Consider the following 23,921-nt stretch of genomic DNA (forward strand, 5'->3'; position numbering starts at 1 on the left):
TGCAGTCTTCATCCGCGACAGCGGGGAACCGGGGGCGCCCACCAGGTGCAGACGTTCCAGCAGCAGGGGCGTGACCACGGATAACCTATGCCCCTTGCGCGCGCCCGCGCTCGCGGGGCAGCAGGGCCAGCACCAGCAATGAACAAGCGCCCGCGCACAGGAACGCGTAGTCATACCGCCCGTTTGTCGCCACGAACGCGGCGAACGCGGTGGGCGCAGCCATATTGCTCAGGTTGACCAGAATGCTGGAACCGGCCGACGTTTCTGAAATAAGGTGCGACGGAGAATGGCGGGCCACCTCGGCGATCTGCACGCCGTTCCAGCTGGCGGCCGAGCTTCCCGCCACGAAGGCAAGCAGGATGACGGACCACAGCGGCCATTCAGCGCTGGTATAACCGAGCGTCGCGGTGGTGACCGCCGACAGTGTGGCCGCGATCGAAAGGGCGGCAGTGGCCGAGCGCAGATAGTCCGACAGCCAGCCCAGCGCGATGCGCCCGATGACGCCGCCCGCCTGCATCACTGCGAACACCATGCCCGCCAGGGCGAGTGAATAGCCAAGCCGGTCATACAGGAAAATGACCGTGAACGTGAACCAGCAACTTTGCGATACCGCGAAAAGCGCCCCTACCACCGACATCTTCATCAGGCTGCGGTTATGCGCCAGCGACGCCAGCGGCACGGCCAGCGTACGCCAGGACCGCAGCGTAGGCACGGGGAACCGGCGGCCGCGCGCCGGCGGAGTGATGTCGAGCCGGGCGCTGAGCCGCCATGTCAGCAGGGTGGGCACCACCACTGCCAGCGCACAGATGAAGAGCGCGACGCGCCAGCCCGCGAATACCACTAGGGCCGGCACCAGCAGGCCGGCGATCACGCCGCCCAAAGGCACGCCCGCCTGCTTGATCGAGAACATCAGGTTACGCTTGCCGGGTGGGGAAAAGCGTTGCAGCACTTCGCTGCCGGCAGGGTTGGCCGCCCCGCCGCTCAGCCCCATCAGCAGGCATGCGGCCAAGGCTATGCCAACGTAGGGCAGCAGCAGAAAGGCCATTGACGCGGCGCCCACCACCAATGTCAGCTGCAGCACCCGCATGCCGCCTATCTGCTTGAGCAGGGCCGAGCCCGCGATCAGCAGTACTAGGCCTCCCAGGGAATTGCTGGCGGTGAGATACCCCACCGAGCTGCCGCTCCAGCCGAATTCGGCGGACATCGCAGGGCCGATGATGGGAATCAGCCGGTTCAGGAACGCCGAGATGGTCTGTAGAGTGAAGATTGCCGCCACGGGCATGAGCCAGGCGGGGGCTGCGCGATTCATCGGGCTACATTGGTAGGGTTATGCGAAGGCCGCAGCCCCGTATGATATTGGATACTGGCCGGAGCCGGATGCCGGCGTTACGAGGCGGAGGTCTCGTTGATGCGCCGCGACAGTTCGCGGGTGGACACCAGACGGCGTTCGGCGTTTTCCATCGCGGCTTCGTCATCGGCAAGGTTGGCGATGATGGCCAGCAGCACTTTGCGCGTGGTGGCGATTTCGGCGCTGGTCAGGCCCTGGGTGCCGATGGCGTTCACCTCTTCGGCAAGCGGAATGAGCTTCTTCTTCAATGCCCGGCCGCTGCGCGTAAGAAAGACGTGCACATTCTTCTTGTTGCCCGGCAAGTGCTTGCGCTCGATGTAGCCCAGCGCTTCCATGGCCTTCATGGCGGCGTAGGTGGTGGGTTCCATGACGCCGGCCTGTTCGCTGAGCTCGCGTTGATTCAGGCCATCCTGTTCCCACAGGATGCGCAGAAACGCCCAATGCCCGAACGAGACATTATGGTCGGCCAGGCGCATCTGCAGGCCGCGCACCAACGCGCGGGTGGCGTCTTTGATAAGGTGCGCCAGACGATCGTGCGGCACTGCCTCACGCCAATGCGCCAGCACTTGTCTCGTTTCTTTCGATGCCATGCGGAAGACTGCGGGTTATGCGAAAAGGGTCGCGAAAAATGATACCCCAAAGTATCGCGTCGCCATTGCGGCCGGGCGGTCCTATGCGGCTGTTTGCCAGCGCAGGCATATGTCGGCGCCGGCCTGGTCGGAGCGCAACATGGCCAGGCAGATCTCCAGCGTAGCCTTGGCCCACCGCCCGTCGTGCAATGGGGGCGCATCGCGAAAGACGGCGTTATGCAGTTCGTCGATGACTTCCAGCCTGGGCGCGGGCGGCGGCGGCAGGCGCAGGAAATCACGTTGCTCGTCGGCGTACACCCAGATGCCGTCGGGCATGGGGCGCAGGTCGGCGCGTTCGCACGATACCAGGAAGGCGCCGAAATGCTGGTGTGCGGCGCGCGGCGCGTCCGCGTCGGTACGGGCCGGCGCGTGGTAGGCAGACCCGCCATACGTGCCTGCCGCCTTCAATGCCGCTTCGTCGGCGGGGGTTGGCAGGGTTTTCAGTTTGCGGCGCGCCGCGCCGTAGGCGGTTGGCGCCTTGGCGTCGCCCATTTCGCCGGTCCATCCCATCCATTCGTCGGAATCGAAGTGGCCGTAGCCGTTGTAGTTGAGCGATGCATACGCGCCGCCTTCGAACCATAGCAGTGCGCTGTAGGCGCCTTCGGTGGGTCGCCGGGAGTCCCAGTTGCCCAGGGCGCTGCGCAGGCGGGTCGCGCGGGTGCCCGCGAGCAGGCGCACGATATCGACCTGATGGGCGGCCTGACTGAACACCGCGCCGCCGCCGTCGCGCGTGGACAGCTCTTCGGGCCGTCGGGGCCGCAGCAGGTAATCGGTGTAGTTCAGCGCGTGCACCATTTTGACGGCGCCGTAGTCGCCCCGGGCAATGCGTGCCCGGCATTCCAGGTACGGCGTATCGAAGCTGTGGCAATGCCCGATGACCATGTGGACCGAAGCGGCCTCGCAGGCATCGATCATCGCGTCGCATTCGTCCAGGCTAAGGGCCATGGGCTTTTCAACGAGCACGTGCCTGCCGTGGGCGGCGGCCAGGCGCGTATGCGCGGCGTGGTGCTGGTGCGGGCTGGCCACATAGACGACCTGGACTTCCGGGTCTTGCGCCAGCGCTTCGGCGCTGTCGTATGCCGGGCCGCCGAAGTCGGCCTGGAACTGCGCACGCGCGCCTGGCCGGGGGTCACAAGCGGCAACCAGGCGCACGCGCGGGTCCGCCAGGAAGGTAGGCAGCATCAGCGTGAACGCGCGCCCCAGCCCGATGACGCCTATCTTCAGTACGGGTTCGGTCATGGCAGGAACGTCCGGACTAAAGATCCAGCACCAGTTTGTCGCCGGTGGCGCGAGACACGCACACCATGATCTGGCTGTCGTGCTCTTCGGGCAGCAGCACCATGTCGCGATGGTCGGCGGCGCCTTCGAGCAGTGCGGTGCGGCATGAGCCGCAGGTGCCGCTTTCGCAGGAATGGCCCACGTGCACGCCCGCCTGCAGCAGCACCGACAGAATGGATTTGCCCACCGGCACGACATACTCGCCGCCCGAGCGCGCCAGCTGTACGGTGAACGGCTTGTCATCGGGCTGCCTGCCGCCGCCTTCGAGAAAGCTCTCGAAATGGATGCGGGCCGGCGACCAGTGTCCCGACATATCGCGCACCGCCTCCATCAGGCCGCGCGGGCCGCAACAATAGACGTGTCCGCGATTGGGCTTTTCGAGCACCGGCCACAGGTCGAACGCCTGCGCCGGGTCGCCGTGATCGTGATGCACCTTTACGCGCGCACGCAATGCGGGGGCACAGAGTTCGTCCAGGAACGCGGTGGTTTCGGGCGACCGGCTCAGGTAATACAACTTCCATGGGATATCGGGCTGGTCTTCCAGCGAGCGGATCATTGAAAGTATCGGGGTGATGCCTATGCCGCCGGCGATGAATATCAGGCTGCCCGGGTTTTCCGCCAGCGCAAAAGCGTTGTCCGGCTGGGACGCCGGCAGAATATCTCCGACCTTTGCCTGGTCTACCAGGCTGATCGAGCCGCCCCGGCCCAGCTCGTCGCGTTTTACCGTGATGACATAGCGGTCGCGTTCGGCGGCGTTGTTGCAAAGCGAGTACTTGCGCAGCTCGCCGTTTGGCACCTGCACTTTTATGTGCGATCCGGGGGTAAAGGGCGGGAGCTCGCCATGGTCGGCGCGGCGCAGCTCGAACGAGCGGATGCCGGCGGCCGCGTCACTGATCGCGCAGATCTGCAGGGGCATGAGCGCATCGGCGCCGGGGGATAGTTCAGTCATGGCTGTTTGTGTGCGCGTGGCTGCGCCTAGATCTTGTATGTTTCGTAGGTGCCGGGATGGAACAGCTCGTCGACCGCCACGTGCCGGGACGAAAGCCCTTGCGCGTGGTGATGGCGGGTGAACGCTTCCAGTGTGCGGCGGTTGGGCTCTACGCCATAAGACCAGTAGTCCTTGCCCAGGGTGTCCCGCGCCGCCTTGAGCTGTTCTTCCACGAAGGGCAGGGTGACTTTGGTCGCCGACGTGTCTTCCAGCTTGGCCAGCGCCGCCGCCTTGGACTGCTCGAATGCCTTGAGCAGCGCGCCCGGCAGCCAGGGATGCTGTTGCGCCAGGGTTCGACGCAGGCCCACCACGTGCATGATGGGAAAGATGCCGGTGCGGCTGTAGTAGTCTTTGGCGACGGCAGTTGGGTCGTCGAACAGCCAGCCGACATCCGGGTTGTTGCGTGCCGCGCCGAACGGCGCGCGGGGCGCCATGAATCCCTCAATCTCGCCGCGATCTAGCATGTCGGAAATCGTGGTGTCGGCCGGCGCATCGACCATCGTCACGTCGTCGGGCAGCTTCAGCTTGATTTTCTCGGGACGGCCGGGCTGATCGATACCGCCGCGCACCCAGGTCACGTCGGAAGGGCTGACGCCGTAATCGTCCTGCAGCAGCGCCCGTGCCCACACGTTGGCGGTGAGCTGGTACTCGGGTATGCCGATGCGCTTGCCTTTGAGGTCCTGCGGAGTGCGGATGCGGTCTTTGCGCACATAGATGGACGTATGGCGAAAGGCGCGCGACAGGAAGATCGGCAGCGCAACGTAAGGGCAGTCGCCGTTGGCATGTTTGACCAGGTAGCTGCTGAACGATAGCTCGCTGACGTCGAAGTCCTGGAAGCGGAATGCGCGGAAGAACATCTCTTCCGGGTTCAGCAGCATGTAGGTCGGGTCCACGCCATCGATCTGCACCGCTGCGTCGTACAGCGCGCGGTTGCGGTCGTAGTCGCCCATGGCGATAGAAAGCTGTAGCTTGGCCAACGTGGTCTCCAGTATTCAGGCGGTGGTCTGGTAATTGCCCGCCAGTTGCGGGTCGTTGCTTGGCTGGACGCCCGCAGGTTGCGCGGTGAATTCGCGCCAGTCCGTGGTCTTGGGCACAATGGCCTGGAACGAGCACACATCGGGCGCAATGCGCAGATCACCGGTGCCGATCGCCGGTTCGCCCTGCTGAAACGCGCGCACGGCGTCCAGCATCTGGCGTCGGAACTCGACAATGGCCAGATCGCTTGCCCCCAGGCGCTCTTCGGAGCGGTTGGCCAGCGGCCCCATGGTGACCCACATGGCGATGTCCTGGTTCGGAAAGCCGCGTATGCCGGTGAAGTTGCCGGCCTTCATGGCCTGCCGGTCCTGCCAGAACCGGTTCTCGGTATTGCGCAGGGGCCGGTAGCGCGTGTCCAGGTCGATTCCCACGCTGGTGCCCAGGAAGCGTCGCCATGTTTCCGTGTCGGGGGTCGTGGCCTTGGCGCCCCACGCGATGAAATAGAACGCCGTGCTGGTGTCGTCCATCGGCACGTTGACGTTGGCGACGTTGTAGAGGTTATTGGGAGGAATGAGCACCGTGCCGGGGGCAACGAACACCGTTGACCGCACGTAGTCGTTCTGCGCCGCGTTGACGATGGGCCGGCGGATGGCGGCGTACCGGAATCCGAAGGGCGTTCGTTGCACCTGCAGGCGCGGCGCCTTGTCGGTGGACGGGCGCAGCCAGTTCTTTTCGGTAGCTTCCGCGCTGCCCACGCGCGCCGGCACGAAGTCGGACGAATGCAGGCTGGAACTATGCGCGGAATCGATTGCCCCTTCGAGTATCTGGGCCCAATTGCACGGGATCAGCACTTTGGCGATGCTGACCTTGGTGTCGGCGGTGGGCGCCCACGGCGGCGGCGTGAACTCGGGCACGTCATCCTGCGAGCCCATGTAGGCCCAGATCACTCCGCCCCATTCCTTGACTTTATAAGCCTTGTGCCGGACTTTCTGGGCCATGGTGCTGGCGGCGGGCTCGGACACCATTTCGATGACATTGCCTTCGACGTCCATCTTCCAGCCGTGGTACAGGCAGCGCAGGCCGCATTCTTCGTTGCGGCCATACACCAGCGACACGCGCCGGTGCGGACAGTATTCGTCCATCACGCCGACACGCCCGTCGGTGTCGCGGAACACCACCAGGTCTTCCCCCAATACCCGGGCCTGCACGGGATCGCCGTCGGGCTCGCTGACCTCTTCGCTCAGGCACACCGGTATCCAGTGCCTGCGCATCAGTTGCCCCATGGGGGCATCGCCGACTACCCGGCACAGCAGTTCATTCTCTTCATTCGTCAACATCGGGGTAGCTCCTTCATTTCAATATGCGGCCTCGGGCGCCGGGCGGGGATGGGCGTGGCGCGAGCCACGCCGCGTTGCTAGTCGGCCTTGATGCCCGCCGCCTGGATCGCGCCTTCGTAGCGCTTGGCTTCGTCGTCGATGGCATCGCCATATTCGGCCGGCGTGCCGCCCACCGGCTCGATGCCCAGCGTGTTGAACTGCTTGACCACGGCCGGGGCCTTGACGGCTTTGGCAATGGCGGCGCTCATTTTCTGGACGGCATAATCGGGCGTTCCCGTAGCGGCGAGCGCGCCCACCGTGACGGCAAAGTTGAAGCCCGTAATGATTTCGGAAATGGCGGGAATGTCGGGCGCCAGCGCCGAACGCGCGCCGGCGTTGGTGGCAAGAATCTTCACCTGCCCTTTTTCGGCAAAGCCCGACAACGACGGCAATGCGGCGAATACGACATCGACCTGGTTGCCCACCATGGCGGGCACGGACTGCCCGGAACCACGGAAAGGCACGTGCGAGATATCAAGCTTGAGCGCGATCTTCATGGCTTCCATCGTCAGGTGATGGGAACTTCCGATGCCGGACGACCCGTAATCCAGGCCGCCGGGTTTGGCTTGCACTTGCTTGATGAAGTCCTGCAGCGATGTGATGTTGGTCTGTACGCTGGTGGCCAGGAACAATGGCGATGTCGCGATCAGCGACACGGGCACGAAATCGCGCTTCGGGTCATAGGGAAGGTTCTTGTACAACGAGGGATTGATGGACATCATCGATCCGTCGGTGACCAGATAGGTGTAGCCGTCGGCCTCCGCGCTCGCCAGGGCCTGCGCGGCCACAACGCCGTTGGCGCCGGGTTTGTTTTCGACCACGACCGGCTGGCCCAGACTGCTGGTGAGCCCCTGGGCCACCACGCGCGCGACCGTGTCGGGCAGCCCGCCTGCGGCGTACGGGACGATGAACCGGACCGGGCGCGACGGAAATGTTTCGGCAGAGTCGGCGGCCTGCGCGCAATAAGGCGCAGCCAGGCCGATCGCGGCCCCCAGCATGGCGGACAGGGCGATACGAAAGCCCCGGCGCGACGATACTTGCTGATTGTTATGCATTGTCTCTCTCCTTTTGTCGTGGCACGTTCTTCTGAAATTGCCTGGGCCGTGTGCGCTTGGATCGCAATCAGCGTTATGTCGACGTGCCGTAAAATAATATTAGATAGCTAAGAATAATTCAACGAATCAATCCATGGGCAAGGTCCATTCTTAAAAAAATGTGCGAAACGGCGCGATGCATCAGCGCCCGACGCCCGCGCCGGCCATGCCGGGCGGGCAGTACAGCGGCAGCCGCGGCAAGCCACGGCTGGTCTTCGAAACAGCGGAACGGCTCGCCGGTGCGGCGAATGATTCTTCGCGCTTACACGTCGAAGAACACGGTTTCCTGTGCTCCCTGCAGGTGAACATCGAAACGGTAGATTGCGCGTCCGGCGTTCGAGATACGCCGGGCGATAAGGGTAGAGCGACGCTCGGGCGGCACGGCGGCCAGCACCGCATCGTTTGCGTGCGCCTGCGCATCTTCTTCGAAATAGATGCGGGTATACGCATGCAGCAGCATGCCGCGCATCATGACTATGACATCGATATGGGGCGCGGACGCGGGGCCGGTGACGCCGGGCTTGATGGTGTCGACGACGAAGCGCGCTTGCGGATCTGTGCCGGTGCCCACGCGCGCAAAGCCCTTGAATCCGGTGGCCGCGATGTCATCGTGGGGCTGTGCATAGCGGCCCTGCGCATCAGCCTGCAGCATTTCAATGAGCGCGTCGTCAACGGCCTTGCCGCTGCCGTCATAGACACAGCCTTCTATGGTGACCGGCGTGCCCTCGGCGTGGCGTTCCGCGAGCACCGGGGTGAACAGGCTCGCCATGTCGAAGCGGTACTGTTCAGGGCACAGGCCGTAGGCGAAAAACGGACCTATGGTCTGGGACGGCGTCTGTGTCAGCGTCGGCATGCCTGCTCCGTAGGGGTTTGAAGCGCGCCTCGCAGCACGATGTCGAATGCATAGCCAAGCGCATGTCCTTCCTGCGTGGCCTCTGGCGAAAAGTGCGATACCAGCAGGTCGCGGCAGTGGGCTGGCGTGCCCTGGAAAATGGGGTCAAGCGCCAGCAATGGATCGCCGGGGAAGTACATTTGCGTAACCAGTCGCGATCCGAAGTAGTCTCCGAATAAAGAAAAATGAATATGGCCGGGGCGCCAGGCATTGTTGTGGTTGCCCCACGGGTAGGCGCCCGGCTTGATGGTCAGGAAGCGGTAGCGGCCTTCGTTGTCGGTAAGGCAGCGCCCCGCGCCCAGGAAGTTCGGATCCAGCGGCGCATCGTGCTGGTCGCCTTTGTGCACGTATCGGCCGGCGGCATTCGCCTGCCAGATTTCCACCAGCGTGTTGCGCACCGGCTTGCCGTATTCGTCGAGCACCCGCCCGGTTACCAATATGCGCTCGCCCAGCGGTGAACCATTCCTGGCCGCGTTGCGCGTAAGGTCGTGGTCCAGGGGGCCCAGGCTCTGAGCGCCGTAAACGGGCGCTTGGGTGTTCTTCAGCGCGTCGCGCAAGGGAATCAGTGGCAGCGTGGGGCTGCGCAGGACGGACGACTTGTACTCCGGGTGCCGGTAGGGCGGATGCGCCCGCCAGTCGCGCGGGGTAAGTACAGGCCGATGCGGTGAAGATCCGTCCATGCGCGCTCCAACGTCGATTGAAAGATTGCGTCCACTGTAATGAGACGGTTAAGTTATGGAAAGTGACGTTTCATGCAGCGCGATAGCGTAAAAAGTTATGGAAACTCCCGTCCCCCTGCCTGTCGGCCGCCTGAAGCTGCGGCATGTCCAGTGCTTCCTTGCCGTTGCACAGTTGAACAGCCTGCAACGCGCGGCCGACCAGCTGGCGATTACGCAGCCCGCTGTGTCAAAGACCTTGTCGGAACTGGAAGAAGTGCTGGGGCACAGGTTGTTTGAACGAGGGCGGCATGGCGCCGAGCTCACCGCGCAAGGGCGGGCGTTTGCTCCCTATGCCCAGGCATGCCTGGGCAGCCTGCGGGATGGCATTGGGCAATTGACCCAACCCGATGACGGCGCATCGGTGACGGTGGCGGCGGGCATCTTGCCCACTGTAGCAAGCGTGCTTCTGCCCGACGCGCTGCGCATATTCCGGCAGCGCTGGCCCATGGCCAGCCTGCGCGTGCATACGGGTCGCAACACGGAACTGCTCGAGCGCCTGAAGGCCGCCGACCTGGAGTTTGCCGTGGGCCGCCTGGGCGAGCCCGACGCGATGGCGGGCATGAGTTTCGAACATCTGTTTCGCGAGCCCCTGACTGTGGTGGTCAGGGCCGGACACGCGCTGTTGCAGCAGCCCGCGCTGAACCCGACGGCCCTGGCCCGGTACCCGCTGGTCGTGCCCCCGGACGGCACCTTGATTCGTCAATCGGCCGAAAGCGTGATCAGTTCGCTGGGGTTGCCGCGCCGCCTGGCAAGAGTGGAAAGCCTGTCGGTATCCCTGAACATGGAACTGGCGCTGCACAATGATGCGGTATGGTTCGTGCCGTCCAGCCTGGTCGAAAAACCGCTGCAGCGCGGCGAACTGGCGCGCCTGCCCGTGCCCTATGGCGGCACTGACGAACCCATGGGCTTGCTGCAGCGCACCGACGTGGCGCTGTCGCCCGCGGCGGCGGATCTGGTCGCCGCGCTTCGGCAGGCGGGCCTGACGCGCGAGCAGGCCCGGCTCAGCCGGCCAGGCTAGCCGCGCCGCGGGCGGCAGCAACGGCTAGGCGGCCGGGCTGGCGTCCCAGAAGTCGGCTTTGGGCGGGGTGCGCCCCAGTTCCGCGAGCACCTTCAGCACGATGGCCATGCCTGTGTTGCCCGCGGGGACGCCTGCGTAGACGGCGGTTTGCAGCAGTACCTCGCGCAACGTGTCCAGAGCGAGCGGCGCACTGGCCGGATCGTCGGCAGGCGCCTGCAGGCCGGTGCGCACGTGCAGCTCGAACTCTTCCCAGCGTCCCATGGATGCGGTGATGGCCAGCACCAGGATGCGGCGCGTGCGCGGCTCCAGGCCCGGCCTGCTCCAGATGCTGTCCCATGCATAGCACGTGATCATGCGCTGGAACTCGACGTTCATCGCGTTGGCGTTGCCCACCGAGCGTTCTACCCATGCATCGCCCAGGACCTTGCGCCGGTTGGCCAGGCCGCGTTGCAGGGCGTCGGGGGGAAGGGAATCAGGCATGGTGGGGCTCCAGGTTGAAAGAGGATGCAAGGGTGGCGTCCAACGCCTGCAATAGCTCGGCGCAGCTGGCCGCGGATGCCTGTACTGCGCGCAGCGGGTCGGTGGCGGCCGACAGGGCGCGCCCGGCATCGGCCGCCGCGCCGGCGCCCAGTTCGGACGCTACCCACTGCCGCAAGGTCGCCGACAGCGGTTGTTGCGCCTGCAGGGCTTGCGGCGCCAGGCGTTCGACCGCCTGTTGCGCCTGGGCCCGACCGGCGACCGGCGTAAGCGCATCGACGCAGGCTTCCGAAAAAATGACCTCGTGCAGGGCGTCGATATTGGCCTGCATGCGGTTCGTGTCTACCTGCAGGCCTTCGGCCGCCAGGCGCAGCGCTGCGGCGGCGCCATGTACGTGGCGCCACAGCGGCGCCCAGGCGGCGAGTTCGGCCTGCCATTCGCCCAGCGCCCGCTCATGCGCCTGCGCCATGCAGCCCAGCAAGGCCGCGGCCAGCCCCGGCACCGCCTGCGTCTGGGCCACGGCCTGCATGCAATGCACGGCGTTGCGCTTGTGCGGCATGGCGCTGGAGGTCTTGCCCCGGGCGGCTTCTGCCAGCTCGCCGACTTCGAACTGCGACATCAGCGACCAGTCGCGCGCCAGTTTGGCCAGGCTGCCCGCGCATATCGCGGCTTCCATGCCCAGGCGCATCCAGGCGTCGCGCTGGGTATGCCAGCTCAGCCCTGGGGCCCAGAGCCCCAGCCCGGCCGCGAGCGCCGATTCGACCCGCGCGCCGTGCGCGCCCATGGCTGCGCGGTTGCCGACCGCGCCGCCCAGTTGCACGCACAGCGCCTGCGGCGCAAGCGCGCTCAGCTGCTGCACGCTGCGCAGCAGTGCCGCGGCAGATTGTGCGCACTTCAGGCCGAAGCTCGTGATCTGGGCAGGTTGCAGCAGGCTGCGCGCCATCATGGGCGTGGCGGCATGGCTGCTTGCCAGCGCGCGCAACGCGGTGACCAGCCCGCGCAGCTCTTCGAGCAGGGCGTTCAGGGCGGCTTTGGTCAGCAGGGCATGCGCGGTGTCCACGGCATCCTGCGTGGTGGTGCCCCAGTGCAGGTAAGGCAACGCCGCGGGATGACCGCTGGCCAGCGCCGCCTGAATAGGCTCTACCAGGCCGATTCCCAGCGCGCCGGTACGCCGCGAGCGCGCGATGAACTGCGCGCGGTCCAGTTCGATGCGCGAGCACACATCGCCGATTGCGGCCGCCGCGCTGTGCGGAATCAATCCGGCCTCGGCCTGGGCCTGGGCCAGCGCCGATTCGAAGCGCAGCAGGGCCTGCAGCCACTGCCCGTCTGTAAACAGTTCGGTGTCGCCCGCCGGGTTGAGGCTCTGGTCGATCAGGGATATCAGCATGGCGGCTTCTATGCTCTGATCAGGCGGACGCGCCCGACACCTTGATTACCTGGCCCCACTTGCCGCTTTCTTCCTGGATGCGGCGCGCGTAGTCGGCCGCACCGCCCAGCAGGGGTTCGGCGCCTTCGACCGCCAGCTTCGACTGGAACTCGGCAGTGGCCGCGACCTGCAGGATTCTTTCTTCGAGTTGCCGGATTTGGGCCTGGGGCGCGGACTTGGGCGCCAGGATGCCGTAAGTCAGTGTGCTTTCGAAGCCGGCCAGTTCGGCGACACCCGCTTCGGCTACGGTGGGAACGTCGGGCATCAGGCTCATGCGCTTGGCGCTGGTGACTGCCAGCGCCCGCAGCTTGCCCGATTTGACCAGCGCCATTGCGGCCGGTATGACGCTGAAGCTGAAATCCACCTGGCCGCCTGCCACGTCCGCAAGCGCCGGCGCCGTGCCTTTATATGGCACGTGCACTGCCTGTGCGCCCAGCGCCTGCAGGAACATCTCGCCGGTAAGGTGGCCGCCCGTGCCGGTGCCGCTGGAGGCATAGTCCATGTCCGAGCCCTCGGCGCGCAGGGCCTGGGCAAGCTGTGCGACATTCTGCACGGGCGAGTCGGCCGGCACCACCAACAGTAGCGCCGACGAGGCGAACATGGCTACCGGTTGCAGATCGGTAGACGCGTTGAATCTGAGATTCTTGTACAACGCCGGGTTGATGGACACGGTGCCCGTATGGCCCAGCAGGAACATGCTGTTCTGTGGCGACGCGCGCACCACTTGTTCGACGCCCAGGTTGCCGCCCGCGCCGGGCTTGTTCTCGACGATGGCTTCTTGCTTGAAGGTTTCCGTAAGGCCGTGCGCGAGCTGGCGGGCCAGCACGTCGTTGCCGCCGCCTGGCGCGAAGGGCACCACGATGCGCATGACCGGGCTGGCGCCTTGGGCCCATGCCGGCGCGCAAGACAGGGCTGCCAGGCCCAGGGCGCCGGCAAGCGCCTGGCGGCGGGATGGCGAGAGCGGGGTGTTGCAGGGCATTGCGACTTCCTTTTTCCGGAGTAGTGATACGGGATTGCGTGATCGCCCATTGTCGTCCGTACCGGGTCGCGCAATACAGTTGTATTGCTTTCATTAAATAAAAGAAAATGCGTTGAATGGATATCCGCTACCTGAACCATTTCCTGAAGGTCGTACAGCTGGGCTCGATGTCGGAAGCCGCGCGCCAGCTTGGGCTGAGTCCGGCGGCCGTCGCCCAGCAAATGCGCGCGCTGGAAAAAGAGCTGGGCATGTCGTTGCTGGTGCGCCAGGGCCGCAGCGTGCGGCCCACCGCAGCGGGACAGCGGCTGGCCGAGCGCGGTCCGGCGCTGGTGCAGGATGCGGATGCGCTGCGCGATTGGGTGGCTACCGATGAAGACGCGGGTGAGCTGCGGCTGGGCACAGTGAACACCGCCCTGCATGGCTTTCTGCCCGATATCCTGCAGGCCTTCAGCGATCAATACCCCAACGTGCGCATCTCCCTGCGCATTGGCATCACGCCCGCGCTGTATTCGGCTCTTGTCCAGTCGGAACTGGATGCGGCGCTGTGTCTGAAGCTGTCTTTCGATCTGCCCAAGACCGTGTGCTGGACGCCGTTGCGGCAAGAACCCCTGGTCGTGCTTGCCCCGGCCCGCGACGCCGCGCGCGATCCGCTCGAACTATTGCGCAGCGCGCCATTGCTGCGCTACGACCGTCAATTGGCCGGCGGGCAATTGGCGCAGCGCTATCTGCAGGCGCAGGGCATTCGCCCACGCGAGCGGCTGGAACTCAACTCCATCATGGCCCTGGCGTTGCTGGTCGAGCGCGGCCTGGGCGTGAGCCTGGTGCCGGATATCGGCCAGGGCCTGGCCGGGCCCGGCCTGTGCAAGCTTGCGGTGCCCGCGCTTGCGGGCGAAAGCGGCGGTCAGGCGCCACCGCCGCGCGAGCTGGGGTTGTTGTGGCGCAACCCTTCCCAGCGGGGGCGTTGGCTTAACACGCTGCTGCAATGCGCGCAGCAAGTCGTCCGGGCCGCCTGAGGCCGCCGTTTTCGTCGAGCAGATATGCCGATTCGTCGAAAACGGCTTGTGGGATGCGACCCGGCCTTGCAACATACTCATCGGATGCAGCCCGCCGCGCCAGGTTGCGAAGCGGCCTCCAATGCAAACGGCAACCGGGGCGCTCCGGCGATGCCGATTTTTTCCTGGCCGTACGCGATGGCAACTGATGACCAACCTACGCTGTTTACCGCGCTTGGCCAGGAACTGAGCCGAGGCGAATCTTCGCCGGGATTCTGGCGCGCCCAGGTGACGGGTTGGCTCATCCTGGCGCTTATCGGATTCAGCATACGGCTGGCCATATTTGGCGATGCGGTCGCGGCGTTCTGGTTGACGTTGAGCCTGGAGCCATTGGCATTTCTCATGACGAGCGCAGCCGCGCTATGGCATGGCCGCGTACGGTCGGCCAGCCATTCGTCGCTGCTTGTGCTGGCGTGCGCCGTCTTGCTGTGCGTCGCGGCGTCCGCATTGCTGGCGTGGATCGCCCTCGCCATCCACCAGCTGTTTCCGCCGGATACGCTGCGGGTGCTGCCCGAGAACCAGTACAGGCTGGGCTTTCTGTATTACATGGGCATCTTCAGCATCTGGACGCTGGTTTATTTCGGCGTGGCTGCCGAACTGGCCGCCCGCACTGCGCGGTTGTCCCGGATGAAAGCAGAGACGCACGCCCTGCGCCTTGAACTCGAACACCTGCAATCCCAGATCGAGCCTCATTTTCTGTTCAACGCGCTCAACACCATCGTGGCCGAAATCGACGAACGGCCGGCCATTGCCTCGGAAATGACCCGGCGGCTTGCGGCGTACTTGCGGTATTCGCTCGACCGGCGCGGGCAGGGCCTGTGCCGGCTGGGCGAAGAGCTGGAAGCCGCCGAGGCCTATGTGCGCATCCAGGCGTTGCGGTTCGATCGTGAACTCGAATATCGCTGTCACATCGACCCCGCATCGCTGCCGTGCTTTATCCCGCACATGACGCTGCAAGGCCTGGTGGAAAACGCCATCAAGCATGGCATGCGCGCCGATACCCGGCGCTTTGTCATCAATGTGCGCACCCGCCGACGCGACGACGAGCTGATCGTCGCGGTAGACAACCCCGGCGAACTGCACGCGCCCTATGACCTGGCAAAGGGGGGTGGCGGGCTGGGCAACCTGTGCCGCCGCCTGGCGCTGTGCTACCCCGACCGCTATGAGTTTTCGCTGCACCAGCGGCAAGAGCGCATCGTGGCCGAGATCAGGCTGCGCGGCGATCCGGTGACGCCTTAACCGGCCGTGTCATCCGCAATGGCCGCATCGGCCGGCGGCGGGTAAAAGCGTGGCGCCGGCGCGGGGTGCAATATGCCGTCCGTCGCCCGGAAGTTTTCTCGCGCCACGAAATGCGGATGGCTCGGCACTTCTGCAAGCGACAGCACCGGCGATACGCAGGCCTCGCTGCCTTCGAACCGCGCCACCCAATAGTCCCGGGGATGGCGCACAAATATCGCGGCCAGCTGCCTGCGCAAGGCCGGCCAGCCGGCGGTGTCGTGCTGGGGCGGCAATTGCCGCTCGTCCAGTTCCAGCCCCCGCAGCAAGGCGGAGTAGAACCTGGGTTCGATGGCGCCTACCGCCACCGCCTTGCCGTCCGCGGTTTCGTAAGTGGTATAGAAAGGGGCGCCGCCGTCCAGAAGATTGCTTGCACGGCTGTCCCGCCATTGGCCTGCTTGCCAGCGCCCCAGAATGGGCGCAAGCATGCAGAGCGCGCCATCGACCATGGCAGCGTCCACTACCTGGCCTCTGCCGGTGTCGCGGGCGGCGAGCGCGGCGGCCAGCACACCGGCCACCAACAGCATGCCGCCCGCTCCAAAATCGCCGATCAGGTTAAGCGGGACGACGGGCGGGCCGGTTTCCGGGCCGATGGCATGCAGCACACCTGTGGCCGCAAGGTAGTTGATGTCATGCCCCACGGTGTGCGCCAGCGGGCCGGCCTGCCCCCAGCCTGTCATGCGCCCGATGACCAGCGCCGCGTTATGCGACCAGCAGACGTCCGGCCCCAGCCCCAGGCGTTCAAGCACGCCGGGCCGCATGCCCTCCAGCAGCACATCCGCGTCGCGCACCAGTTCCAAAAGCTGCCGGCGACCCGGCTCGGTCTTCAGGTCGATCGCGACGGCGTCTTTTCCCTTGCCGGTGAGTTCGTAGCGTTCGTCGCGCGGAATACCCATGTCGGCGGGGCTGGGGCGCCTGACGCGAATGACCGTGGCGCCCATGTTCAGCAGCATCATTCCGGCCCAAGGTACAGGGCCGGGCGCTTCCAGTTCCAGCACACACAGGCCGGCAAGCGGCGCCGTCATTGCGCCGGCCCATAGTCGACCAGCGTGCGGCCGCTGGTGGCGCCCTGCAACTGCTGTCCGGCATGCGCGAGCAGTTCGTCCAGGGCGATGGTGTGTACATGCGGCGCAAGCGCCGTGAAATCCGGCTTCCAGTCGCCGGCCAGCCGTGCCCATAGCTGCTTGCGCTCTGTCCAGGTGGCGTTGGCGACAATGCCGAACAAGTGTACGCGGCGCATAATGAACGGCAGCACGCTGCCCTCGAAACTATTGCCGCCGGCATTGCCCACCGAGGCCACCAGGCCGCCTTCGGCCATCGAGCGCAGCATCCAGGGCAGTACCCGGCCGCCGACATTGTCGACGGCGGCGGCGTAGCGCGGCGCCTCCAGCGGGCGGGTCGATTCCAGCGCCACCCGGGTGTCGACCACGTCCGCAGCCCCCAGGCGCCGCAGCATGTCTGCCTGCCCGGGCCGCCGCGTGATCGCCGTGACCTGATAGCCCGCGCGGGAAAAGATCGATATGGCCAGCATCCCCACCGCCCCATTGGCCCCCGATACGGCGATCGGACCGGCCTGGGGGTCCAGGCCATAGGATTCAAACCGGGCCAGCGCCATGGCGGCCGTGAATCCCGGCACGCCTATGGTGGCGACATCGCGGGCAGACAGGCCGGGAGGCAGCTTGAGCAGGTGCTTGCCCGGTATGCGCATCCACTCGGAGAACCCCCCGTCGTAGGCGATACCCGTCTGGAAACCGTGCACCAGCACCTCGTCGCCTGGCGAAAAATCAGGTGCGCCCGACGCGACGACGCAACCCACCGCTTCAATGCCGGCGATCCGGGGAAACTCCGTGATGATCTTTGCTTCGCCACGTATCGAGAGGCAATCTTTGAAGTTGACGCCCGCGTACCGCGTACGCACGATCACGTCGCCTTCGGTAAGCTGGGCGATGCTTCTGGCCTCGATGCCCGAGGTCACCTGCCCGTCGGCACGCTGCGTGACCAAGGCGCGAAAGGTCTCGGGTATCGGCACACTGGACATGGATAAGCCCTCAGATGATGCGCTGCGCGCGAAGTTCGTCGAGTTGTTCGCCTGTGAGGCCGAGCTCCGCATAGATCTCGGCATTGTGTTCGCCCACGGCGGGGCCCGATCGGGGCGTGGGCATATCGCGCCCGACAATGCGCGGAACCACGCAAGGCGCGGGCAGCGAGCCGTAGTCCGGGTCGGGAAGGCGGATAATGGCGTCTCGCGCCTGAAAATGCGGGTCCGCCTTGATGTCTTCGATGTCATAGACCTTGCTGAAGGGAATTTCGAAGGGCTGCAGCCGCGTGCAGATCTCTTCGAAGGCGCGCTCCGAAAACCAGCGGGCCAGCAAGCCGTCGAGTTCCCCCATGTGCTGCACGCGCTTGGGCAACGTCTGGAAGCGGGCGTCGTCAATCCACTCCGGATGCCCCAGCGCCTTGCACAAGCGTTCGTAGACGGCCTGGGAAGACGCCACGAGCGAAAAATAAACCCCGTCATTGCTTCGGTACATGTTCGAGGGCGAGGTGTACGTCGTGAGATTGCCCACTGCGTGGCGCACCAGCCCGAGCTGCTCATGTTCGACCGGCAGGGGATCCAGAATGCGCAGCAACGCCTCTGTTGCCGACAGATCCACTTCCCTGCCGGTGGCTTGCGGGTCGCCTCGCAGGCGCGCCATTTCGGCGGCGATGGCAAAGGCACAGAAGACGCCGGCAATAGAGTCGCCCAGCGGGAAATTGCTGTGCAGCGGCGAGCCGCCGACCGTGCCGGTGAGATTGGTCAGGCCGCTCATTGCTTCGAAAATGCGGGCGAAGCCGGCTCGCGCACGGTATGGGCCCGTCTGGCCGAAGCCGGTCAGGCGGACGACAACCAACCGTGGGTTGGCCCGGTGCAGGGTATCGATATCCAGGCCCCACCGGTCCAGGCTGCCGGTGCGGAAGTTCTCTACCAGCACGTCAAAGCGCGGCAGCATGGACAGCAGTATCTCCCGCCCCTTCTCTTTGCGCACATCCAGCGTGATGCCCCGCTTGCCCCGGTTGGCCACTTTCCACCATAACGGCGATCCGTCCTTGATCGGCTGCATATGACGCAAGGCATCGCTGCCGTCCGGCAGTTCGAGCTTGACGACATCGGCGCCATGGTCGGCGCATAGCGTGGCGCCGCTGGGCGCGGCCAGCACCGTGGCCATATCGAGAATCCTGACGCCGGCCAGCGCGCCGACAGGAGAGGGTGATTGAGTCATTCAGGGATGCGGTCTGGTTGGGATGAACCTGCGTTATGCATCAGCGGCACACCCTCAGCAATAATGCATTTCGCACAGCGAAACAGTGCTCTCGAACCGTTGACGCTCCCTATCGAAGGACCAATCATGCCATCGCCTGTACAACGAAACCGCAAAGTGAGCGCTATCTCTCTTCCTGGCCTGGTGCATCCGCACGACCTGTCTTCCGACCGCCAGTTCTCGATGAACCTGGCGCGCGGGCTGGAAGTGCTGCGTGCTTTCTCGGCTTCGGCGCCGCTGCTGGGCAATCGCGAGATCGCCGATCGCACGGGCTTGCCCAAGCCGACGGTGTCGCGCTTGACGTACACCCTGACGCTGTTGGGCTATCTGGCGCGCGACCCGCAACTGCAGAAATACCGGCTGGGGCCGGGCGTGCTTTCGCTGGGGCACCCGTTGCTGGCAAGTATGCAAGTGCGCCAGTTGGCAAAGCCCATCATGGAAACGCTTGCCAGGACCACGGGATGCACGGTGAACCTGGGCATACGCGACCGCGGGAACGTGGTGTATGTCGACTCGGTGCGCGCCGACTCCGCCAACCAGCATCTGCCGGATATCGGAACATCGCGGCCGCTGCTGACGAGTTCCATAGGCCGTGCGCTGATCCTGGCCTATCCGGCCGCCGAACGCACCGCGATCCTGAACTACCTGAAGGTCCAGGACCGGGCCTTTTTCGACCAGTACCGAAGTATCTGGGAAGCGGACGCAAAGCGATTTGAAGCGCACGGATACTGCCATTCGAAGGGCGACTGGAAGAAAGATATTCACGCCGTCGCGGTACCCGTGCGGCGCCCGAATGGCGAGCCGCCGCTGGCGTTGAACTGCACCATTGCGGCGCACCGCGCGCCTAAAGACAGGCTGGTGAAAGAAGTGGTTCCGCTGCTCAAAGAGGCGGTGCACCAGCTGGTATTTGCGCAAGGCCTGCACTAGGCCGCGCATCGATAAGGAAAACCTGATGATCCGAAACCCGACCGAGTTCGAAGCCTTGCTTGCGCAAGTGCGCGACTTTCTGCGCGAAGCGTGCCTGCCCATTGAGAAGCAGGTGGATGAAGGAGACGAAATTCCGGAGCCGGTCGTGCAGGGAATGCGCGATCTGGGCCTGTTCGGGCACAGTATTCCGCAAGAGTACGGCGGTGCAGGCCTGACCACCGAGGAACTGGCGCGGGTCAATATCGAGGTGTCGCAGGTCGCCACCGCCTTCCGCGCGCGCTTCGGCGGCAACACCGGCATAGCGTCCGAGTCGCTGGTCGTGGACGGCACGCCCGAGCAGAAGCGCAAGTACTTGCCTTTGCTGGCCAGCGGCCAGGTCACCGGCTGCTTTGCCCTGACGGAACCTGACGCCGGATCGGACGCCACGGCGCTGAAAACGGTGGCAGTGCGCGATGGCGAGTACTACGAGATCACCGGCAAAAAGTGCTTCATCACCAATGCACCCATCGCCGACCTGTTTACCGTGTTTGCGCGCACCGATCCGCATGCGAAGGGCGCGGCGGGCATCACTGCGTTTCTGATCGAGCGGGGCGCCCCGGGGCTGGCCACGCCTGCTGCCTACCGCAAGATGGGGCAGCATGGGTCGCCGGTTGGCGAGGTGCTGCTGGACAGAGTGCGCGTGCACGAGAGCGCGATCGTGGGCGGCCTGGAAGGGCAGGGTTTCCGTACGGCCATGAAGGCGTTGAACAAGCAGCGCATCAACCTTGCCGGGCTGTGTGTGGGCCCGGCGATACGGCTGGTGCGGGAAATGGTGCTGCGCGCCCAGGGGCGCAAGCAGTTCGGCCAGGCCATCGCCGAATTCCAGATGGTGCAGCAGATGATCGCCGAAAGTAATACCGAGGTCTATGCCGCCCGCGCGCTGGTGCTTGAGACGGCCCGCAAGCGCGACGACGGCCACGATGTCACCCTGGAGGCATCGATGTGCAAGCTGTTTGCTTCGGAAATGTGCGGCCGGGTCGCCGACCGGGCCGTTCAGGTGTTTGGCGGCGGGGGCTACATCGCCGACAACGTTGCAGAGCGTTTTTATCGCGATGTGCGCCTGTTCCGGCTTTATGAAGGAACCAGCCAGATCCACCTGGGCAACATTGCCAGGCGGACCATGGCGACGATGGCGAGCTGATATCCAGCCGCGTAATTCAATAACAAGCCTAGGAGAGACTATGAAATTCGCTCGTTTGGCGGCGGCGTGCGCGCTGGCCGTGATGGCGCCGGCCATGGCAGCCGCGCAAGACAATTATCCCAGCAAGCCTATCAAGATCGTGGTGCCGTTCTCGGCCGGCGGTATCGTGGATTCCGTGGCTCGCCTGATGGGCGAGCAACTTTCGGCCCGGTATGGGCAGCCCGTTGTGGTCGAGAACCGCACCGGCGCCGGCGGCGCGATCGGCACCGATTATGTCGCCCGCGCTCCGGCCGACGGCTACACCCTGCTGCTGGTCAGCCCGAGCCACGCGGTCGCGCCCATCCTGAAAAAGAGCATTACCTGGAACCCCGTTCGCGATTTCAAGGCGGTAGCCGGGTTTGGGATCGTGCCGAACATTATCGTCGTGAATCCGTCTGTGCCCGCGCAGACCATGGCCGAATTTATCGAGCTGGCCAAGAAGAGCGATCAGCCACAGACGTATTCGTCAGCAGGCCTGGGAACGTCGAACCATCTGTCGGGCGAGCTGCTGGCCCAGGAGGCGCAGATAAAGCTGATGCACGTGCCCTATAAAGGGCAGACGGACGCGCTGAACGACCTGGTGGCCGGGCGCGTGGCCATGATGCCGCTGACCGCGGCCCTGGCCATCCCGCAGATCCAGGCGGGCAAGCTGCGCGGCCTGGCGGTTACCACGGCTACGCGGGCCAAGGCCGTGCCCGATCTTCCCACCGTGGCCGAGGCGGCCGGGCTTCCAAACTATGAGGTCGGCACCTGGTTCGGGCTGGTTGCGCCGGCGGCGACGCCGGCGCCCGTGCTCGGCAAGCTCGCCGAGGACGTGCGGGCCATACTGGACAAGCCCGAGGTCCAGGCCAAGTTCGCCGCGTTGGGCACCGAATTCGCTCCGCAGTCGCCGCAGGAGTTCGACGCCTTCGTCGCGGCGGAATACGACAAATGGAGCAAAGTCATCAAGCAAGCAGGCATCGAGGCGGACTGACGTGTCGCGCATCCGCACGCCTCTTTGCGATCAGCTCGGCATACGCCATCCCATTTTCGGTTTTTCGCATGAACCCGATGTGGTGGTGGCGCTTGCCCGGGCAGGCGGGTTCCCCGTGCTGGGCCTCGGGCGCGATGCGCCCGAGGATATCCCCGGGATTATTGCAAACGTAGAGGAGCGCCTGGCCGGCCTGCCGTATGGCATCGACCTGATGCTGCCGGCCAATGTGCCGCAGCAGGCGGATCCGCAGGCCCTGCGCGCCACGCTGCCGGCCGCCCATGTCGAGTTCGTCGACGCCTTGCGTCGCCGATTCGACATCAAGCCGCCGCAGCGGCCCAGCTTCTTTACCTCGCATGCCCGTTCCGAAGCGTTGTTCGAAGCCCAGATAGAAGCCGTGCTCGATTCAAACGCCCGTGTGGTCGCGACTGCAATCGGCCTGCGCGCCGAACTCATCCGCGAGGCGTCCCGACGCGGCAAGTTGACGTTTTCGCTGGTGGGCTCGGTGCGACATGCGCGCAAGGCAGTGGAGTCGGGCGTGGATGTCCTGGTGGCCCAGGGGTACGACGCCGGCGGCCATACCGGGCCCGTGGGCACCATGTCCCTGGTGCCCCAGATCATTGCCGCTGCCGAGGGCAGGCCGGTGCTGGCGGCGGGCGGCATCGCTACCGGAGCCCAGATCCTGGGCAGTATCGGCATGGGGGCGCAAGGCGCCTGGCTGGGCACTTTGTGGATGGCCGCGCGCGAGAACCATACGCCGGGCGCCCTGCTCAGGCGCCTGATCGAAAGCGGCAGCGAGGATACGGTTATTTCACGCGCCCACAGCGGCAAGCCTTGCCGGGTCGTGCGCAGCGAATGGATCGATGCCTGGGCCTCGGCCGCCGCGCCCGAACCGTTGAACATGCCATTGCAGCAAGTGCTTACCGGCGACGTGTTCGCCTCGCTGCATGAACACGAAGACGCTGCGCTCATCTATGAGGCGGCCGGCCAGAGCATATTCGGCATCCAGGGCGAAACCTGCGTGGCGGACCAGGTGGACGCGCTGGTCAGGGACATGGATGAAGCCTGGGAGCGCATGCTCCGTTTTGGCGCCCAGGGAGGGCGAGCCATATGACCACGATGTCGCTGAGCGCGTCGTCGCTGTGTATTGCGGACGGGGTGGCCGAGTTCGTCCACGAAGCGCCCGCGTCCCGCAACGCCATGTCGGGCGCCTTGCGCGGCGACTATGCGCGCATGCTGGACATTGTCGAGGCGAACGGCGGGGTGCGTGCGCTTATCCTGCGAGGCGAGGGCGGCAGCTTCTGTTCGGGCGGCGATCTGCACGAAATGGCCGCCCGCCTTGCCGACCCCGCAGAAGGGACTCCCGTGGCCACGCGGCGCAGGATAGGCGGCGCGGCATCCTGGCTGCGCCGCCTGCTTGAACTGGATGCAATCGTCATCGCGGCAGTCGATGGCGCCGCGGCGGGCGCGGGATTCAGCGTGGCGTTGCACGCCGACCTGATTATTGCAGCCCCCGAAGCGCGCTTTTGTATGTCGTTCCCGCGCATTGGAGCGGTGGCCGATTTTGGTGCGCACTATCTGCTTCCGCGAATAGTGGGCCTGTCGGCCGCCCGCGGCATCTTGCTGACGGGGCGCACGATTACAGCCGGCGAGGCGCGCGAGCTTGGCATTGTGCACGCCATCCATGACGCCGCGACCCTGCCGCAGGCCGCGCGCGCGCTGGCCCGGCAAGTGTGCAAGGGGCCGGCCGATGCCCTGGCCATGAGCAAGCGCATGCTGAACCTGAGCCTGGACAGCGACTATGCCGCAATGGCCAACATGGAAGCGGCTTCTCAGGCAGTAGCCATGTCTACGGATTTTCACGCGGATGCGGTGCAGCGTTACAAGAGCCGGCAGGCCCAGGCCTACGACTGGGATCGCGACGGACCCTCGATCGGGATGGATGCGCGCGCCCGCACTGAGCCCGGCAAGCCCTGATCT

23 protein-coding genes are annotated in these 23,921 nt (G+C 65.4%); 8 read left to right on the forward strand and 15 right to left on the reverse strand.

Features of this window, described 5'->3' with window-relative positions:
• Positions 1 to 85: 85 nt before the first annotated feature.
• From CAL18_RS19385 to pcaH, 9 genes are all read right to left on the reverse strand, one after another.
• The gene (locus tag CAL18_RS19385; protein ID WP_094818541.1) at positions 86 to 1,309 is read right to left on the reverse strand and encodes an MFS transporter; all 1,224 of its coding nucleotides are present in this window, start codon (positions 1,307 to 1,309) and stop codon (positions 86 to 88) included.
• 77 nt (positions 1,310 to 1,386) lie between these two features.
• Positions 1,387 to 1,938, reverse strand: coding sequence for a MarR family winged helix-turn-helix transcriptional regulator (locus CAL18_RS19390; protein WP_026639485.1), 552 nt, complete (start codon positions 1,936 to 1,938; stop codon positions 1,387 to 1,389).
• 81 nt (positions 1,939 to 2,019) lie between these two features.
• Complete coding sequence (locus CAL18_RS19395; RefSeq protein ID WP_094818542.1) at positions 2,020 to 3,216, reverse strand: Gfo/Idh/MocA family protein; 1,197 nt, start codon at positions 3,214 to 3,216, stop codon at positions 2,020 to 2,022.
• Between the two features lie 16 nt (positions 3,217 to 3,232).
• The gene (locus CAL18_RS19400) at positions 3,233 to 4,204 is read right to left on the reverse strand and encodes a PDR/VanB family oxidoreductase (protein WP_094818543.1); all 972 of its coding nucleotides are present in this window, start codon (positions 4,202 to 4,204) and stop codon (positions 3,233 to 3,235) included.
• 26 nt (positions 4,205 to 4,230) lie between these two features.
• Positions 4,231 to 5,220 carry an ABC transporter substrate-binding protein gene (locus tag CAL18_RS19405; RefSeq protein WP_094818544.1) on the reverse strand — a complete coding sequence of 330 codons (990 nt, stop codon included), beginning with the start codon at positions 5,218 to 5,220 and terminating at the stop codon, positions 4,231 to 4,233.
• A 15-nt stretch (positions 5,221 to 5,235) separates the two neighbouring features.
• Positions 5,236 to 6,555: a Rieske 2Fe-2S domain-containing protein gene (locus tag CAL18_RS19410; protein ID WP_026639481.1), complete on the reverse strand. Its 1,320-nt coding sequence runs from the start codon at positions 6,553 to 6,555 to the stop codon at positions 5,236 to 5,238.
• Between the two features lie 77 nt (positions 6,556 to 6,632).
• Entirely contained in the window at positions 6,633 to 7,649 is a 1,017-nt protein-coding gene (locus tag CAL18_RS19415; RefSeq protein WP_094818545.1) for a Bug family tripartite tricarboxylate transporter substrate binding protein, read from the reverse strand.
• 301 nt (positions 7,650 to 7,950) lie between these two features.
• Entirely contained in the window at positions 7,951 to 8,541 is a 591-nt protein-coding gene (gene pcaG / locus CAL18_RS19420; RefSeq protein ID WP_094795713.1) for a protocatechuate 3,4-dioxygenase subunit alpha, read from the reverse strand.
• A complete protein-coding gene (pcaH, locus tag CAL18_RS19425; RefSeq protein WP_094795714.1) occupies positions 8,529 to 9,260 on the reverse strand; it encodes a protocatechuate 3,4-dioxygenase subunit beta in 732 nt (243 codons plus the stop codon). Before pcaH ends, pcaG begins: the two co-directional genes overlap by 13 nt.
• A 97-nt stretch (positions 9,261 to 9,357) precedes the next feature.
• Between pcaH and pcaQ the strand changes: the two genes are divergently transcribed.
• Positions 9,358 to 10,317 carry a pca operon transcription factor PcaQ gene (pcaQ, locus tag CAL18_RS19430; protein WP_141214339.1) on the forward strand — a complete coding sequence of 320 codons (960 nt, stop codon included), beginning with the start codon at positions 9,358 to 9,360 and terminating at the stop codon, positions 10,315 to 10,317.
• Between the two features lie 24 nt (positions 10,318 to 10,341).
• Here the strand turns inward: pcaQ and CAL18_RS19435 are convergent, their stop codons facing one another.
• The 3 genes from CAL18_RS19435 to CAL18_RS19445 are packed head-to-tail and all read right to left on the reverse strand — an operon-like array spanning position 10,342 to position 13,199.
• Positions 10,342 to 10,797, reverse strand: coding sequence for a carboxymuconolactone decarboxylase family protein (locus CAL18_RS19435; RefSeq protein WP_094818546.1), 456 nt, complete (start codon positions 10,795 to 10,797; stop codon positions 10,342 to 10,344).
• Positions 10,790 to 12,181 carry a lyase family protein gene (locus CAL18_RS19440; RefSeq protein ID WP_094818547.1) on the reverse strand — a complete coding sequence of 464 codons (1,392 nt, stop codon included), beginning with the start codon at positions 12,179 to 12,181 and terminating at the stop codon, positions 10,790 to 10,792. The genes CAL18_RS19435 and CAL18_RS19440 overlap by 8 nt, the downstream gene beginning before the upstream one ends.
• A gap of 19 nt (positions 12,182 to 12,200) precedes the next feature.
• Positions 12,201 to 13,199 carry a Bug family tripartite tricarboxylate transporter substrate binding protein gene (locus CAL18_RS19445; protein WP_094795716.1) on the reverse strand — a complete coding sequence of 333 codons (999 nt, stop codon included), beginning with the start codon at positions 13,197 to 13,199 and terminating at the stop codon, positions 12,201 to 12,203.
• A 116-nt stretch (positions 13,200 to 13,315) separates the two neighbouring features.
• Between CAL18_RS19445 and CAL18_RS19450 the strand changes: the two genes are divergently transcribed.
• Both CAL18_RS19450 and CAL18_RS19455 read left to right on the forward strand, forming a co-directional pair.
• Positions 13,316 to 14,212, forward strand: a complete 897-nt coding sequence (locus tag CAL18_RS19450; RefSeq protein ID WP_026639473.1) for a LysR family transcriptional regulator — start codon at positions 13,316 to 13,318, stop codon at positions 14,210 to 14,212.
• Positions 14,213 to 14,389: 177 nt separating this feature from the next.
• Positions 14,390 to 15,490, forward strand: a complete 1,101-nt coding sequence (locus tag CAL18_RS19455) for a sensor histidine kinase (RefSeq protein ID WP_094818572.1) — start codon at positions 14,390 to 14,392, stop codon at positions 15,488 to 15,490.
• On the opposite strand, the gene CAL18_RS19460 is transcribed toward CAL18_RS19455, so the two are convergent.
• From CAL18_RS19460 to CAL18_RS19470, 3 genes are read right to left on the reverse strand one after another with little or no spacing between them, the layout of a single operon-like run.
• Positions 15,487 to 16,551 (reverse strand): CaiB/BaiF CoA transferase family protein, encoded by a 1,065-nt coding sequence (locus CAL18_RS19460; RefSeq protein WP_038852284.1) that lies wholly within the window; start codon positions 16,549 to 16,551, stop codon positions 15,487 to 15,489. The two genes, CAL18_RS19455 and CAL18_RS19460, sit on opposite strands and share 4 nt — an antisense overlap.
• Positions 16,548 to 17,564 carry a YhdH/YhfP family quinone oxidoreductase gene (locus CAL18_RS19465; protein ID WP_026639471.1) on the reverse strand — a complete coding sequence of 339 codons (1,017 nt, stop codon included), beginning with the start codon at positions 17,562 to 17,564 and terminating at the stop codon, positions 16,548 to 16,550. Before CAL18_RS19465 ends, CAL18_RS19460 begins: the two co-directional genes overlap by 4 nt.
• Positions 17,565 to 17,574: 10 nt before the next feature.
• Complete coding sequence (locus CAL18_RS19470; RefSeq protein ID WP_026639470.1) at positions 17,575 to 18,786, reverse strand: CaiB/BaiF CoA transferase family protein; 1,212 nt, start codon at positions 18,784 to 18,786, stop codon at positions 17,575 to 17,577.
• A gap of 156 nt (positions 18,787 to 18,942) precedes the next feature.
• On the opposite strand from CAL18_RS19470, the gene CAL18_RS19475 reads away from it, so the two are divergent.
• Genes CAL18_RS19475 through CAL18_RS19495 form a run of 5 tightly spaced genes read left to right on the forward strand, consistent with a single transcriptional unit; the run spans position 18,943 to position 23,918 of the window.
• Entirely contained in the window at positions 18,943 to 19,752 is an 810-nt protein-coding gene (locus CAL18_RS19475; protein ID WP_094818548.1) for an IclR family transcriptional regulator, read from the forward strand.
• Between the two features lie 25 nt (positions 19,753 to 19,777).
• On the forward strand, positions 19,778 to 20,932 hold the full coding sequence (locus tag CAL18_RS19480) for an acyl-CoA dehydrogenase family protein (RefSeq protein WP_026639468.1): 1,155 nt from the start codon (positions 19,778 to 19,780) through the stop codon (positions 20,930 to 20,932).
• Between the two features lie 40 nt (positions 20,933 to 20,972).
• Positions 20,973 to 21,944: a tripartite tricarboxylate transporter substrate binding protein gene (locus tag CAL18_RS19485; RefSeq protein WP_094818549.1), complete on the forward strand. Its 972-nt coding sequence runs from the start codon at positions 20,973 to 20,975 to the stop codon at positions 21,942 to 21,944.
• A gap of 1 nt (position 21,945) precedes the next feature.
• Positions 21,946 to 23,055 (forward strand): NAD(P)H-dependent flavin oxidoreductase, encoded by a 1,110-nt coding sequence (locus CAL18_RS19490; RefSeq protein ID WP_094818550.1) that lies wholly within the window; start codon positions 21,946 to 21,948, stop codon positions 23,053 to 23,055.
• The gene (locus CAL18_RS19495) at positions 23,052 to 23,918 is read left to right on the forward strand and encodes an enoyl-CoA hydratase/isomerase family protein (protein ID WP_094818551.1); all 867 of its coding nucleotides are present in this window, start codon (positions 23,052 to 23,054) and stop codon (positions 23,916 to 23,918) included. Before CAL18_RS19490 ends, CAL18_RS19495 begins: the two co-directional genes overlap by 4 nt.
• The last annotated feature ends 3 nt before the right edge of the window (positions 23,919 to 23,921 follow it).

The organism is Bordetella genomosp. 7 (assembly GCF_002261415.1).
Lineage (GTDB): Bacteria > Pseudomonadota > Gammaproteobacteria > Burkholderiales > Burkholderiaceae_B > Bordetella_A.